The 13,920-nt window shown below is 48.7% G+C and carries 15 protein-coding genes; 6 read left to right on the top strand and 9 right to left on the bottom strand.

The window, feature by feature from the left end:
* The first annotated feature begins 7 nt into the window (after window positions 1-7).
* The 5 genes from CVV44_18680 to CVV44_18660 all read left to right on the top strand — a co-directional run bounded on the left by CVV44_18680 (window position 8) and on the right by CVV44_18660 (window position 3,184).
* The gene (locus tag CVV44_18680; GenBank protein PKL36241.1) at window positions 8-1,168 is read left to right on the top strand and encodes a peptidase; all 1,161 of its coding nucleotides are present in this window, start codon (window positions 8-10) and stop codon (window positions 1,166-1,168) included.
* A 109-nt stretch (window positions 1,169-1,277) separates the two neighbouring features.
* Entirely contained in the window at window positions 1,278-1,676 is a 399-nt protein-coding gene (locus tag CVV44_18675; protein PKL36240.1) for a hypothetical protein, read from the top strand.
* Between the two features lie 224 nt (window positions 1,677-1,900).
* Window positions 1,901-2,353: a hypothetical protein gene (locus tag CVV44_18670; GenBank protein ID PKL36239.1), complete on the top strand. Its 453-nt coding sequence runs from the start codon at window positions 1,901-1,903 to the stop codon at window positions 2,351-2,353.
* A gap of 23 nt (window positions 2,354-2,376) precedes the next feature.
* On the top strand, window positions 2,377-2,790 hold the full coding sequence (locus CVV44_18665; protein ID PKL36238.1) for a hypothetical protein: 414 nt from the start codon (window positions 2,377-2,379) through the stop codon (window positions 2,788-2,790).
* Window positions 2,791-2,863: 73 nt separating this feature from the next.
* Window positions 2,864-3,184, top strand: a complete 321-nt coding sequence (locus tag CVV44_18660; GenBank protein ID PKL36277.1) for a heat-shock protein SP21 — start codon at window positions 2,864-2,866, stop codon at window positions 3,182-3,184.
* 70 nt (window positions 3,185-3,254) lie between these two features.
* Here the strand turns inward: CVV44_18660 and CVV44_18655 are convergent, their stop codons facing one another.
* From CVV44_18655 to CVV44_18635, 5 genes are read right to left on the bottom strand one after another with little or no spacing between them, the layout of a single operon-like run.
* On the bottom strand, window positions 3,255-3,995 hold the full coding sequence (locus tag CVV44_18655; protein PKL36237.1) for an N-formylglutamate amidohydrolase: 741 nt from the start codon (window positions 3,993-3,995) through the stop codon (window positions 3,255-3,257).
* Window positions 3,962-5,197: a glutamate--cysteine ligase gene (locus CVV44_18650; protein ID PKL36236.1), complete on the bottom strand. Its 1,236-nt coding sequence runs from the start codon at window positions 5,195-5,197 to the stop codon at window positions 3,962-3,964. Before CVV44_18650 ends, CVV44_18655 begins: the two co-directional genes overlap by 34 nt.
* Window positions 5,194-6,663 (bottom strand): RimK family alpha-L-glutamate ligase, encoded by a 1,470-nt coding sequence (locus CVV44_18645; GenBank protein ID PKL36235.1) that lies wholly within the window; start codon window positions 6,661-6,663, stop codon window positions 5,194-5,196. The genes CVV44_18650 and CVV44_18645 overlap by 4 nt, the downstream gene beginning before the upstream one ends.
* Window positions 6,664-6,674: 11 nt before the next feature.
* Entirely contained in the window at window positions 6,675-7,376 is a 702-nt protein-coding gene (locus CVV44_18640) for a hypothetical protein (protein PKL36234.1), read from the bottom strand.
* A 25-nt stretch (window positions 7,377-7,401) separates the two neighbouring features.
* Window positions 7,402-8,190 carry a sad1-interacting factor 2 gene (locus tag CVV44_18635; protein PKL36233.1) on the bottom strand — a complete coding sequence of 263 codons (789 nt, stop codon included), beginning with the start codon at window positions 8,188-8,190 and terminating at the stop codon, window positions 7,402-7,404.
* 449 nt (window positions 8,191-8,639) lie between these two features.
* Between CVV44_18635 and CVV44_18630 the strand changes: the two genes are divergently transcribed.
* The gene (locus tag CVV44_18630; GenBank protein PKL36276.1) at window positions 8,640-10,310 is read left to right on the top strand and encodes a hypothetical protein; all 1,671 of its coding nucleotides are present in this window, start codon (window positions 8,640-8,642) and stop codon (window positions 10,308-10,310) included.
* 10 nt (window positions 10,311-10,320) lie between these two features.
* On the opposite strand, the gene CVV44_18625 is transcribed toward CVV44_18630, so the two are convergent.
* The 4 genes from CVV44_18625 to CVV44_18610 form a co-directional block, all read right to left on the bottom strand.
* Window positions 10,321-11,481, bottom strand: a complete 1,161-nt coding sequence (locus CVV44_18625; GenBank protein PKL36275.1) for an acyl-CoA dehydrogenase — start codon at window positions 11,479-11,481, stop codon at window positions 10,321-10,323.
* Window positions 11,482-11,637: 156 nt separating this feature from the next.
* On the bottom strand, window positions 11,638-12,744 hold the full coding sequence (locus CVV44_18620) for a hypothetical protein (protein ID PKL36232.1): 1,107 nt from the start codon (window positions 12,742-12,744) through the stop codon (window positions 11,638-11,640).
* Between the two features lie 54 nt (window positions 12,745-12,798).
* A complete protein-coding gene (locus CVV44_18615; GenBank protein ID PKL36231.1) occupies window positions 12,799-13,254 on the bottom strand; it encodes a hypothetical protein in 456 nt (151 codons plus the stop codon).
* 111 nt (window positions 13,255-13,365) lie between these two features.
* Window positions 13,366-13,920: a hypothetical protein gene (locus tag CVV44_18610; GenBank protein ID PKL36230.1), complete on the bottom strand. Its 555-nt coding sequence runs from the start codon at window positions 13,918-13,920 to the stop codon at window positions 13,366-13,368.

Here is a 13,920-nt window from a genome sequence, read left to right as displayed (position 1 = left end):
AAAAAACATGAGGAGATACAGAGAGATCATGACCGAAACGAACATTCAGACTGCTGATGAAACAACCTCCCGGGATCGGGACCAGAAGGAATATAACAGGATTAAAATCAGGCTCTCCATCGCGGGGATTATCCTGGATATCGCACTTATCTCCCTCATCGCCTTCAGCGGCGTCACGGGATGGCTCATGTCTCTCATAAGCCCCTTCACGGAGAACCCGTACCTGCAGTTTCTGGCCTTCAGCGCCATCCTTGGCATGGCCCTTTCGGCCCTGGGATTCCCCATGGAATTCTACGGCGGATACCTGCTGGAACACCGGTTCAACCTGTCGAACCAGTCAATCCCGCGGTGGCTCCTTGAGAAAGGCAAATCAACGGCCGTAGGTCTTGCCGTCGGCGTACCCGTTGCCCTGGCCTTCTATTTTTTTCTGAAAAGCACCGGCGAGCTCTGGTGGTTCTATTTCAGCCTTTTTATTTTCTTCATCTCGGTCTTTCTGGCCCGCGTCGCGCCGGTAATAATCCTCCCCCTCTTCTATAAATTCAGAGAGCTGGAAAACGGCGAAGTGAAGGACCGCATCACTGCTCTGCTGAGTGCATACCATATACCCATAAAAGGCATATATTCCTTCAATATGAGCCGGGATACGAAAAAGGCCAATGCGGGATTTACCGGCATAGGGAAAAGCAAGAGGATAATCCTGAGCGATACACTCATTAAGGACTTCACCCCCGACGAAATTGCCGTGATATTCGCCCATGAAATGGGACACTACAAACGCCGCCATATAGTGAAAAACATCATGCAGAGCACTATCATCATCTTCGCCACTTTATATCTGTGCGGCATGGCCTACTCCCATACCGCGTTAAATCTTGGATACGGCAGTATCGACGATATAGCGGCCATCCCTATTCTCCTCTTCTACCTTACCCTGGCGGGCCTGGTGATGATGCCCCTGACAAACTTCATCTCCCGCCGATACGAGGTTCAGGCCGATTCATTCGCCCTTGATGCCACGGGAGACCGGCCGGCCTTCATTTCATCCATGGAAAAACTGGCAAAGATGAACCTTGCTGATCCTGATCCTCACAAGGCCGTGGAATTTTTCCTCTACAGTCACCCGTCCATCAAAAAACGGATTGCCTTCGCAGCGTCATATGGACAGTGAAAAGGCCTGCCATGCCGATTAACAATTTTAATAAATTTTTATTGAAAACCACATCATCGCGTGGTACTATGCATTATACACAAAATTATCCAGACAAACCGGTGTTGCAATGAAAAAACATTCCCTTATCTATTTAGCCATTCCTGCCATGCTCATGATCACAGGACTTGCCCTTATGCCCATGGCATGCGGGAAAAAGGAGACCATGAGAATCGACTGTCCGGGCTGTCCCGATGTGGAAAAGGGGGGTGACTGTTCCCAGGGCCTTGTGATCACCATATGCTCTAATCATGGCCATGCCATCCATGATGATATCATGAAAAAAGGCCCTGAAAGTTATGAAATAAGAGGCGAAAGCGACCACAGTCACGCTATTTTTATCAATGGCGGATTTTTCCGCGAGTTGGAGATGAACCGGGGTATTCAACTCGTTTCCAGTTCTACCAACGGTCACACACATCGCATTACCATTAACTGCTCAAAAGAAATACCTGCCGAGCCAAAATAACTTTCCTCCGACCCATTAAGGCACTCAAACGAGCACTTCCCTGCTTATATCAGAAAGTTACTCTGAGCAAGGAGGTTGCTCAGAGTAACTTTTAAAAAAAATTAAAAAAATTCGCACTCTCCTCTTGCCGATTTTTAAAACATTTTATAAATTAATATCAGAAAAACTAGCACTCATCTCAATAGAGTGCTAACAGTTATCTAAACAATATAAGGAGGTCTGTCATGAAATGGGGATTAACTCATCGCAATGAAAAATCCGGAACCAGTGTGGATTCCCTTCAGAGGGATCTTGACCGGGTTTTCGATCAGTTTTTCTCATTCAGGCCCACGGGACTCTTCGATTCCGACTGGCTTCCTCAATTGGATGTCCAGGAAGACGCCAAAGCCATTACGGTAAAGGCGGAAATTCCCGGTATCGATGAAAAGGACCTGGATGTAACACTGGAGAACAATGTACTCACCATTGCCGGTGAGAAAAAACTCGAGAAAGAGGAAAAGGATAAGCGTTATACCATTTCGGAACGACGCTTCGGATCTTTTAGCCGGTCCATTTCTCTTCCCGAGGGTGTAAGTCCCGACAGGATAAAAGCAGCCTTCAAAAACGGCGTCCTGTCCGTGACGATTCCCAGGGATGAATCGGCTCAGCCGAGAAAAATTACTATCGATGTTCATTGATAACAACACAAGGAGGACAAGCCATGTTTTACACCTATGATATTTTTGACGAAGCCGTAAAACTTCGGGACATAGTGGACCGTTATTTCAGGGATATGCCGGCGGATACGAACAAAAGAATGGAATATCCGCTCATCAATCTCTATGAAAAAGGAGATACCATAACCGTCAGGGCCGTGGTTCCCGGCGTGGCGGCCGGGGATCTTTCCATTGAGCTGGCAAACAACAACCTCCTCATTCAGGGAGAACGGAAAAGTGATTATGCTGACAAACCCTACATGAGAAAAGAGCGTGATTTCGGGAGCTTCAAGAAATCAGTCAGGCTGCCATTTGGCGTAAAAACTGATTCTGTTCGGGCATCTCTGGAGAACGGGATTTTAACCGTATCTCTGGAAAAGAGCGATGAAGCAAAACCACGGCGCATAGAAATTCATTGAGAATGGAGGTGAGACTATGACACTGGAAGGAAGAAAAATAATGAAAAATGACTATAACCGTGACGAAAACATCATGGTGCCGCCCGTTGATATTTACGAAACGGAAAATGAATACGTTATAAAGGCCGACATGCCGGCGGTGCAAAAAGAAAATATCGATATCACCCTGAACAACGACAAGCTGGAACTTCGGGGAAAAGTGACGGTCGATACGGAACGTGACGATGTCAGGTACGGAGAATACGAGCTCTATGATTACTACAGAAGTTTTAACGTGGGGAATGACATCAGCAGTGCGGCAATATCGGCCCACATGAAAGACGGGGTGCTGACACTGACGCTGCCTAAAAGAGAGGAAATAAAGCCGAAAAAAATTGAAATCAAGGTAAATTAGAGAATCGGGCTTGATGAGGGGATGCCGGGAATCCAATGCAGGAAAGGCATCCCTTTTTTATGCCCGGGCATCACCTCCTGGCTCCGCAAAGCACGGAACACAACGACCGCACAACACCTCGCGTAACATCATTATTAAACCGCGACGCGTTCACCAGGTGCTTCTGGTTCATTTCCAGTTCTATCCCCCGGTACAGGTCACCGTCATGTTTTTTCCTGAGATACGAAGTCATTCCGTCGGTAGTTCCCCTGTAAGGATAATTACTGCGAACCACAAGGTCAGGACACTGCGAAAGAATTTCATCTCTCCATCGTGCACAGAAATTTTTTTCCCCGGTGCGGGATGGATCATACAGAAGGCCCACATCGGCAGTTCTTTCGCTGCCATCCAGAACCGGAGTGAAGGAATGCACCGATACATGCAGAACTTGCATGTTTTTTTTCACGGCATGGGCCACAACTGATTCCACCCCGTTTCTATAGGGAAAATAATAATCATTCAGTATTTTTTTCTTTGTTACGAGGTCCATTCCGCGTGTAATATGACTGAAAAGATTTCTACTCCCCGGTGACCGGTTCAGGTCAACGAGAAGACGTGATACGGATGAAAGATACAGTTCTGCTTCGATTTCAGAAACCAGGCGCCGCGCCAGGCCCAGAGCCCCGGCATCATACCCGCGGTGACTGCCCAGCAGGGTCACGCTCTCTTTAAAAAAGCGGCGATAGGCGCGGGGAATATGGTTCCCGCCGTGTTCGCAGGTTATGATGATCTTTCGCTTCACGGGAGAAACGCCATTCCCACCCGAAGACACTCCGCAAGCCCGCTATAGACATCCCTGATTGATGATTGTGACGCCTGCCCCTTCAGGGCCCTCACGATCCGCTCCGACAGGGTACCCTGCTCCAGAATGATATCTATGCCGCCGCGGTATTCCCCGGGAATCCATTTCGCCACTGTTTCCTGATCCAGCAGATACCGCAGCAGTGCGGCAGCATCACATTTCTCCCGTTCATACCCAAAAAGTTCAGGATACCCGCCTCCCATCACTGCACGGCTCCCGTCCCTGATTGCTTCCACCATTACGTTTTTCAGTATTACCGTGGGAATCTTTTTCTGTTCATCATACGACAGCATTTCCCCGTTTACCAGGGCCCGTATGATGGCGACTATAAAGGATATAACCGCCAAATCCATAACAGGACTTTCCTGAACATCCATGAGGCGTATTTCTATGGCGTCACGTTCAAAACGGGCTATGCACCCCCGGGAGTTGAGCCACTCGTAGCGGAGAATCCCCTCAGGATCGTGGGGAGCAATGGCGGAAAATATTTTTCTGAAAATAACATCCTCGTATTCTTTCCTGGAAAATACCTGCTCGGGTATGACATCACCGGCAATCTCGGGGATTTTATTCTGGTTATGACGGTATACTTCCAGGCGGGAATCCGCCATACCCGTCACCCTTCCTTCCACGATGGGAGAGCTTGCTGCGATAGCCGGTATCATGGGAAGCACCAGACGGATTGCCGCGTGCAGCCGTCCGAATTCATCATCGCTGCCGAAGGGAAGATTTATATGGACACTCTGCAGATTCGCCCAGCCATGTCCGCTGCAGTTGAATATGGCATTATACCGGTCGTATATGGGACTGTTGTCATGCTTCCACAAAACCGTTTCCCTGGCGGGGTCCATGAGCGGATGCATTCCCGTGGGCATAAGCATCCCTTCTATCCCGTCCAGGAGATCGTTTATCCGTCGTATGTCCTTCATAAAAGAAATATGGAGGCCCCCGAGAGTTGGAACGGTCCCGCTGGTCTTCAGTTCCACCACGTGCATCACCAACTCGTTAGACCACCCAAGGTCTCCCATTTCGACTTCGTTGTTATAAGCGCCGGATACCTCTTTCAGAAGCCAGTCAGTTACGGGAAGGACCTTCAGCGTTTCCCGGTGAACGATCATATATTCGACTTCAATGCCAAATCCATCAAAAAGGCGCAGTTGCTCATGGCTCATTCCCAGCTCCTGTCTTTCATGCTCTGCACCCGCTTCATGAAGACCTGCATTATTCTCATATACAGTTCATCCTTAAGGACTGCGTCCTCTATACCGAAATCGATGCTGGGATTATCGTTAATCTCAATTACATAACACTTGTTATTCACCACTTTGAGATCGACGCCATAGAGACTATCGCCGATATAATTGGCGGCCCGCAGGGCCGTTTCCACTACCTGCCGCGGTGCGTCCTCCACGGCCATGGTCTCACCCATCCCATGACGCTCTTTTCCGTCCGTTGCCCAGTTCACGATCTGCCAGTGATTCGCTGCCATAAAGTACTTCGAAACGTACAGGGGCTTCCTGTTGATGATCCCCACGCGCCAGTCATAATCGGTCCTCATATACTCCTGGGCGATGATGAGATCCGATTTTTCCAGAAGCACCCCGGCGGTCCGGTAATATTCCTCGGGAGAATTGACCTTCATGACGCCCTGGGAATAGGCGCTGTCGGGCTGTTTGAGTATGACGGGAAAATCCATCTGGGCCGGGACCTTGTCAACACTTTCCCTGTTCAAAACGATCGTATGAGGAGATGGAATGTGGTAATGATTCAGCATTTCCGAAAGATAGACCTTATTCGTGCACTTGATTATGGAATCGGGATCATCGATGACCACAATACCTTCGGCCCAGGCCCTCTGTGAAAACCTGAAGGTATGGTGATTGACGCTGGTCTGCTCACGGATAAAGAGCGCGTCAAACTCGGCAATGCGGTGGATCGTATCCTTATCTATGAGCTCTACGTCAAAACCGACTTTGTCCGCGGCCCACACAAAACGTTCCAGAGCCTTTTCGTCCGAAGGTGCCGTCTCTTCACCGGGACCTACCAGGATGGCCATATCATAGGGATCGGGCATTTTTCGCTTCCGGTGCGTTATCCGCCTCGAGAAATAAAGCGTGGCAAAATCGACAATATAGCTATGGTGATCCTCAGGTATGTCATTAATCGAGATAACCTGGATATTCTGAATCTTCCATTTTTTGTTTTTCTGGGAGAAAAAGACCCGGAGAAAGGGGGCCTGGAACACGTTATAAAGACTCATGCTCAGCTTATCGTAGCGTTTAGATACATTTTTGCCAAAATAGATGCTCAGGACAAATTTATCAGACTGGATATGGGAAAATGACCTCTGAATAAGGCTCTCCATGTCCTCGGCCAGGAGCCGCACCACAATAGGCGCTTTCATATCCTGGATCGTATTGATATCGGGAAAAGCCCGATGGCCGCGGGCCGTGGCCAGGAGAGAAACATAATATCCCGTAGCCTGGTACCGGTACGATTTGCACAGGTTGAATATCTTGGCATCCTTCATTTTTACGAATTGTTCATTGAAAAAGTATTCCCGCGCTTCAATAACCTCCGCACCGGGAATATTAAATTGCCAGCTTTTGCGCGAGTTAACGACGATATAATTAGCCATGATAAATTCTTTTACGTCTCCTTTGGTTTTATTATGAGCAGGTTTGAATCATAGGTGATGACACCGAGCAGAATCGAGTTTATGATCCGGTTCACATTGATATAGTAATACTGGTCATGGGAATAGGGATTGGGCTTATAGGGGTCCGCCAGGAGTATTCTCTTTTTATTAATATCATAACGAATAAGAACGACAAAATGACCCGAGGGCTCCCCTCTCAGGTCGTCATCGGTGTTGGTGATTCCAATTTCCCTCATGGACTTATACAGGTAGGTCGCGCTGAGACCCGCGATGATGGGAAACCCCTTGTAGAGATAATTTTTAATCAGGGCGATGTTCAGATCGTGGAAACGGATCACGCCCCCCATGTGTAGGTATTCCAGATACCCATGCGTAGCCACAGTGAGCCTTTTGTCCTTCTTGTATTTTGTCTGGGAACGCAGGCGCTCCTCAAGGTCGATATGGGACGAACCGAACCAGGTGGGATCAAAGACATGCAGGTTGAAAGTATATATCTCCGCCGTATATCCACGACGCAGGGCATGAATTCCCAGAAAGACGGCCAGGGTTCCTCCCTCATCCAGAGCCTTTACCTCGCTCACCACCTGACCCAGGGGAATCTTGTCACCGTAATATTGATAGAGTGCGTGCAGGCAGGTGGGACCGCACGTGGTTTCGTCGGGCTGTGGAGATATATCAAGGGTTCGTTTCATCGGGCCGGCCTGTCGCTTCATTCCCCTATTTCAAAAATTTTCCATATTCATTTATGAGAAACAGCAGTATCTCGATGGCAATGAGCCAGATTATTATCCATTCCAGGATGGCCGAGTGTTTATGGTTCATCTCATCGGCGAGCATGTTGAGAAGTTCACGTATTATAGTGAGCTTTTTATTCAGTATTTCAATGCGCGGTTTGACATCAAGATATTTTGCCGTTGTTTCATAAATATATTCCACCTCGGGAAATTCCCAGAAAAATTCCGGCGTATCCAGAAGCTCAAAATTGAGGTTGATATCGGTCTCAACCAGAAAGAGTTTCCCCCGCATCATGGCGATCTCCCTGCGACTGAGCTGGGTCTTTCCCTTTTTTGCTATATTGATGGGGATATGATGCGTCGATTCAATGGTTTCCTGGGCCATAATTTCCAGTTCGGCCAGTTTCACCGTCTGGGCCAGGCCGTGGGATAAGGCGATCTTTTCCAGCACATCGCCGGTAGTAAGATAGAGATGATCCTCATGAATCCGCAATTGTTCGTTTCCTTCCGAAAAGGAAAATTCCTCCATGATGTCATCGCCGTGGGTATCGTTTGAAAACTGTTCCAGCTCATCGAAAAGCCGCTGAGCCGTGTCGTGCATGAGCCCCCAAAACACTACGACGCCGAAACTAAAGATAAAGGCTTCTCCCGGATCTTTGAGGACATGGATGCAATCACGGTACACGGTTGTACGGTAATTATCGATAAAATAATCGCGAAGATCATTAAAGTTGAATGTCTTGGCAATGCAATAGGCTATACACGTACCCATGACATTATATTAATATCCCTTTTCCCCGGGAAAAAAGAAACCGAATCATTTCCCTGCCAACGCTATCGGATTAAAGATATTTACACCTCCCATCATTTAGTTTAATCCCGCCCTTTGTATCCGGAACATCAGGCCTTTACAATATAACAATATATTGAATTAGATACGTAAAATAAATATTTTCAAGAACAATTTTAAATTTGTAAAGAACGCTACTTAAAATGGCAACTGTCGCTCCAGGCTCTATTTACGTTGCGGGTCTATGATATGTCACATTATAATTCAATCATAAAATTATATATTCCGGGATTAAATCCATTTTTTACTAAAAAACTGTGATTTGTCCGGAAATATTATTTCCACATATTATTATCAATATAAATAATGTCATTGACCCTTTAAAAAAAAGGCATGATAAAAATCCCATCAAAGGGGGTTCGATACCGATTGTGGAAGTCATAAGCAAGGCGCAGAGAGCGCGCACCGCCATCCGCATCTTTAAAACCACGGCCGATGCACTGGCCCTCCGGGGCTACTACAAGCCTTCGGGGCGCTCGGGGCAGACCCTGGCGGAAAGCCTGAAAACGCTCAGTCCGGAAATATACGGCAGTATCAACGATGCCAGGATAATAGAACTCAAGGGACTGGAATACGTAATGGACCGGCTCCCCCGCGGTATTGAAGAATGCACACGCATTATCCTCACGGCCGAGGAGGACCTTGAACACACCACCTTTGAAAAAATAACGCCCCTGAAACGGCGCCGCGGATCGTACCGTGTCAGTGAAAAAGAAATGTCCTTCGTCATCACCAGCGGTATAAGCGAAATATATGACATTCTAACTCATATCACCTTCCTGAATATAGAAGCAGAAAAGATCAGAAACCAGGCCTGCCCGGACAAAAAAAATCCCGTCAGCCAATGGCAGGAGCTGACACGGGATGTTCGCGAGGGCATTTCAACGGAAGCGGACCTGGACAGGGCCCTGTGGAACCTGAGCATCATTCTGGGAAGAACCTATCATGAGACCAGGGACACCTACCGGTACATGGAGAAAAACCGGCTGGAGCAGGGCGGAAACCGCGGCCTCTTTCACATCATCCACAGCCTGGGAACAAGGGCAATGGAGGAATGTGAATCCCGCGACGACATGCTCCTTGTCTATTTCACACCGGCACTGCGGGAGATGATCGGGCTCCACACGCACGGGAAAAAATGGTCCGAAACGGTAAAGGATGCCCTGCTGCGGTCGGGCCTGCATGAACGCCCCCTCCACATAATAAGCGCCAACATGCACAGTGTCATGAACGCCCTGTATGCCCACGGGGCCCTGGGAGAAAACCGAAGCGGTGATTTCTACGAATTCATCCATGAGGTCCGCGATTCGGGCCGGAGCATCCAGGCCTATGCCGCGGAACACGGCCTGCAGGAAATCGGGGACACCTCCGGCGCTTATATAGACTGCCAGATAATCGACACCTACCTGCTGAAGGACGTACCATTTCATCCCGCCGTGGACATTTCAAAAAAAAAGCTGCTGAGGGAAAAACCGGTCATCCTTGTCATGGACTACGCCTTCGGCGCCCAGGCCTTTGAGATCATGGAGGAACTCCTGAGCCCGTACGAGAAAGGAGCAGCGGTAATCCCCCGAAACCTGCGTTCCATATCCGTCATGGGGAAGGCGGGCATTCTTACGGGAAAAAAGGGCGATATCATGCTGGCTACGGCCCATGTCTTCGAAGGGACCCCCCATAATTACATTATAAACAATGATCTCCTGAAGGAGGATTTTGATACATCCGTGGATGTCTACGAGGGCCCCATCGTCACCGTACTGGGGACGTCGCTGCAGAACAGGGACGTTTTGGAAAAGTTCCAGAAGACTACCTGGCGGGCCGTGGGCCTGGAGATGGAGGGAGGGCATTACCAGCGAGCCATCAGCGCAGCCTTGATCCGGGGACACATCTCTCCGGAGGTAAAGGTGCGCTATGCCTATTATGCCTCGGACAATCCCCTGGTGAGCGGCCAGACCCTGTCATCGGGGGGCCTGGGCGAGGAGGGCATTAAGCCCACCTACATGATCACCAGGGTGATTCTCGAAAAGATAGCGGCGGGATAACCGCCCTGCACTACAGTTCCAGGCGCTTGGCGATTACCTCGTTCATGATTTCATGAGTTCCACCGCCAATGGAGAGAATTCTCTCATCCCTGTACAGTCGCTCCACCAGGTACTCGCGGCAATAGCCGTACCCGCCATGAATCTGCACCGCGTCATTCACCACCTTGTGGGCCACATCCGTGGCGAAATTCTTGGCCATGCATACTTCTTTATAGCACTCTACACCGTTTCCAATGAGGGCCGCGGCACGATAATTGAAGGCCTTCGCCGCCTCGGTAAGCGTGGCCATTTCGGCAATTTTATGCCGGGTGACCTGGAACTTGGAAATGGGTTTGCCGAAGGCCATCCTCTCTTTGGCGTATTTAATGGACTCCTCAAGGGCAAGTTCGGCCGTAATCTGGGCCGCGATGGCAAGGTACAGACGTTCTTTCCTGAAATTCAGCATGGCCCCGATAAAGCCCGCTCCCTCGGCACCCAGGAGATTCTCAGCGGGAACCTCGCAGTCGTCAAAGGCCAGTTCAGCCGTATCCGAGGCGTGCCACCCCATCTTTTCAATTTTATTAGAAACACTGTATCCGGGGAAATCCTTTTCGATAATGAGGAGACTTAAGCCCCCGGCCCCGGGTCCGCCGGTACGGACAAGCGCGGTGATGATATCGGCCCTTGTTCCACTGGTGATAAATGTCTTGGAGCCATTGACGATATACTTATCCCCTTTTTTCACGGCCTTTGTCTGAATATTGGCCACGTCGGAGCCCCCGCACGGTTCGGTTATGGCCAGCACGGCAATTTTATCGCCGGCCAAAGCGGGCGGCACATATTTCTGTTTCTGTTCTTCCGTTCCCAGGTTCACGATGGGAGGAAGCCCGATGCCTATACTGCCCAGGCTTGCCACCAGACCGCCTGAACCGCACCGGTTGATCTCTTCGGCAAAAACCACCTCGTAAAATATATCGCACTCCGTTCCGCCGTACTGCTCGGGAAAACCGATGCCGAAGAATCCCGCATCGCCCGCTTTTTTATAGAGCTCACGGGGAATCATGCCATCCTTCTCCCACTGATCCACATAGGGTGCAATCTCCCTTTTCACGAATTGTTTTACCGAGTCCCTGAGTATTTCATGAGATTCGGTGAAATAATTATCATACACTCCCGCACACTTCTGATCCATAAAAATCCTCCAGAATTTATTTCTGTTTCTTATGCTGAATAATTTCACAAGGATGAATAAGCACAGAACGGTCCATCCATAGTACAGTATAGACACATTTACAACTCCTTGTCGCCTCAGATTATAAACTGAGACTCATTTTATGCAGGGAGGACCCTATTGTTTCTTTTTAAGATGCTGCTGGCGATATTGCTGGGGGCTCTGTCCGCTCAATTTCGAAAAGGAGCGGTAAAAGGAGGCCTTTGAATTGAAACCAACCTCGAAAGCGATGGCTAAAACAGATTTTTCGGGATTGTCCGCAAGCATCTGCTGCGCTTCCCTGATGCGATAGCCGTTTACAAATGTATTAAAGTTCGTTTTCAGCCGGTTATTCAACAATTCCGAAAGCTGATGCGGGGATATGAATATTTTATCGGCAAGATGTTTCATGAGCAGTTCGTCATCCACGTATAGCCTTTCTTTCTCCATGAGTTCGTACAGCCGGTCAATGACCATGTCGGTATCCACGCTGCCCAGAAGAGACCGTTCATAGCTCCTCTTCTCCGCCTCCATCATGAGGAGCTGCAAAAGACGGGGATATCTCTGCCCTGCGAGATAAAGGCTTATGAGTGTAAAACTGATGAGAACGATCCCTGTTTTCATCAAAGCGATCCGGCTGAAAACATATCCTGCCAAAAGAATAGTAAACACTATCTCCGTCACGACAATATAACAAAGGGTGATGATTACCACGCCGGACGTGTTGCCCTTTTTTCTTATTATAACAAAGTCATTGAACAAAATGGAAAGATATGCCGTTACCTGGATCCACGCCAGAAAATAGACAATCTTTAACATATTGATTTTGCTACTGTAAGCGGCCATGGTTATTTCACGCAGTATCTGCTGCTTCTCCGGCAGGGGCAGAAGGAAAAACCAGACATCGGCAATGATGGCGAATATGACAGGCAGAAGATAGAGAAATTTTCGGCGCGGCAGCCTTTCAACGGGAAGGATAATCAGGTGATAGGCGAAAAACATGAGCGGGCAGATAAGAAAAATCAGGGTACTTTTACCGGTTACAAGAAATGGCCGGGATAGCGCGGTCCCGTCAACTATCAGCCCCCCCTGTAAAAGCAGTAGTCCAAGACAGAAGAGGAGACCGGAAAGATTGAGGTGCTCCCACTGCCGGTTCCTGTTCAAAAGCTGGCTCAGGGAGAGCAGCAGGACAAAGACGCCCGTGAATCCCGTAACGTACGTCGTAAATTGTGCGGATATTTCCACCGTTCATACACCTGCACTGACACCCCTGTCAGGGCCCCAATGCGCTGCGACAGACTATTCGCCGTCGCCGCTGAAACCCAGGGCCTTTTCCATGGCGCTGTTCAGCCGATCAAAGGCTTTCTGAACCTGCGGATCGCCGTTATATTTTGCATTGACCCGCTGAGCTTTTTCCACGCGTTCATCGGACAGGGCTTTTTCCATATCCCTCTGATATTTCCGGAACAATTCCATTTCCGTTTGATCGGCTTTCTTCTTCACTTCGAACCGGCCGTACTTGACCTCGATGGCCCGCAATTGCGGGGCAATTTTCACCATTTCATCGGTATATTGGTGTATGGCCCTGGCATAGTCACGGGCGGATTTCACGGACTGGAGTGCCTGGCAGTAGTTATCCATTATACTCATTACCTGACGGCTGGCGTCCTTCAGGTCTACAGGCGCTTTCTCACCGGCGAAGGTCACGGTGATGGCCAAAAAAATCAAAACTATAAAAGACAGTGTTTTTTTCATTGAAGTACCTCGAAACGTATTTATACCAGAATTAAAATGCAAATGCCCCCTGTCAAGCAGTAAATACGTTTCGCAGCACGAAGATGGGGAAGAAAATTTATGCCACAGTCATTATTCATTCCTGAATTTTTCCAGCGATGCTTCAATTTTTCTGGACAGGCCGGCAATCGAATCATTTATGACATCGACGTCATCGGCGAGTTTTTTTGTCCTGTCGGATATTGTGCCGAATTCACCGGCAATCACGGCGAATCCCTTCCCGTTCACGCCGCTGTGGGTCGCCTCTATTCCCGCGTTAAAAGAAAGCATCCTCATATTCATGGAGATCTCGGTAATCATGGAAAGAGAATTTTTCACTTTTATCGTTTCGTCGAAAATGGTGTCTTTAATTTCATTGAGAACCTGCGCCGAACCGGTAGCTTCAATTATTATATCCACGGGCCGGGCCCTGACAGTCTGATCGATCTGTGTCGAAGTAAATATTTTTAAATTCCGTGCCGCTTCGAACGCAACAGCACGAGGATTAACATCGACAATATAATTTACCACACACAGAGGACTGGCTCCAAACATGGACAGAATGCTGTTCCCGCCCCTGCCGGCACCGACTATCCCAACAGTACATATATCCGCTACAGTGTCTTGAATTGTCACCATACCAATCAT

Source organism: Spirochaetae bacterium HGW-Spirochaetae-1, assembly GCA_002839375.1.
In the GTDB taxonomy this organism is placed as follows: Bacteria; Spirochaetota; UBA4802; order UBA4802; family UBA5550; genus PGXY01.
The sequence above is the reverse complement of the archived record's forward strand: the minus strand, read 5'-3'. Positions and strand labels throughout refer to the sequence as shown.

What these genes read in the sequence shown, in the direction of transcription:
- CVV44_18680 (PKL36241.1), top strand. Translation starts at nt 8, where the DNA reads ATGAGGAGATACAGAGAGATCATGACCGAAACGAACATTCAGACTGCT.
- CVV44_18675 (PKL36240.1), top strand. Translation starts at nt 1,278, where the DNA reads ATGAAAAAACATTCCCTTATCTATTTAGCCATTCCTGCCATGCTCATG.
- CVV44_18670 (PKL36239.1), top strand. Translation starts at nt 1,901, where the DNA reads ATGAAATGGGGATTAACTCATCGCAATGAAAAATCCGGAACCAGTGTG.
- CVV44_18665 (PKL36238.1), top strand. Translation starts at nt 2,377, where the DNA reads ATGTTTTACACCTATGATATTTTTGACGAAGCCGTAAAACTTCGGGAC.
- CVV44_18660 (PKL36277.1), top strand. Translation starts at nt 2,864, where the DNA reads ATGGTGCCGCCCGTTGATATTTACGAAACGGAAAATGAATACGTTATA.
- CVV44_18650 (PKL36236.1), bottom strand. Translation starts at nt 5,197, where the DNA reads ATGAGCCATGAGCAACTGCGCCTTTTTGATGGATTTGGCATTGAAGTC.
- CVV44_18645 (PKL36235.1), bottom strand. Translation starts at nt 6,663, where the DNA reads ATGGCTAATTATATCGTCGTTAACTCGCGCAAAAGCTGGCAATTTAAT.
- CVV44_18640 (PKL36234.1), bottom strand. Translation starts at nt 7,376, where the DNA reads ATGAAACGAACCCTTGATATATCTCCACAGCCCGACGAAACCACGTGC.
- CVV44_18635 (PKL36233.1), bottom strand. Translation starts at nt 8,190, where the DNA reads ATGGGTACGTGTATAGCCTATTGCATTGCCAAGACATTCAACTTTAAT.
- CVV44_18625 (PKL36275.1), bottom strand. Translation starts at nt 11,481, where the DNA reads ATGGATCAGAAGTGTGCGGGAGTGTATGATAATTATTTCACCGAATCT.
- CVV44_18615 (PKL36231.1), bottom strand. Translation starts at nt 13,254, where the DNA reads ATGAAAAAAACACTGTCTTTTATAGTTTTGATTTTTTTGGCCATCACC.
- CVV44_18610 (PKL36230.1), bottom strand. Translation starts at nt 13,920, where the DNA reads ATGATTGGTATGGTGACAATTCAAGACACTGTAGCGGATATATGTACT.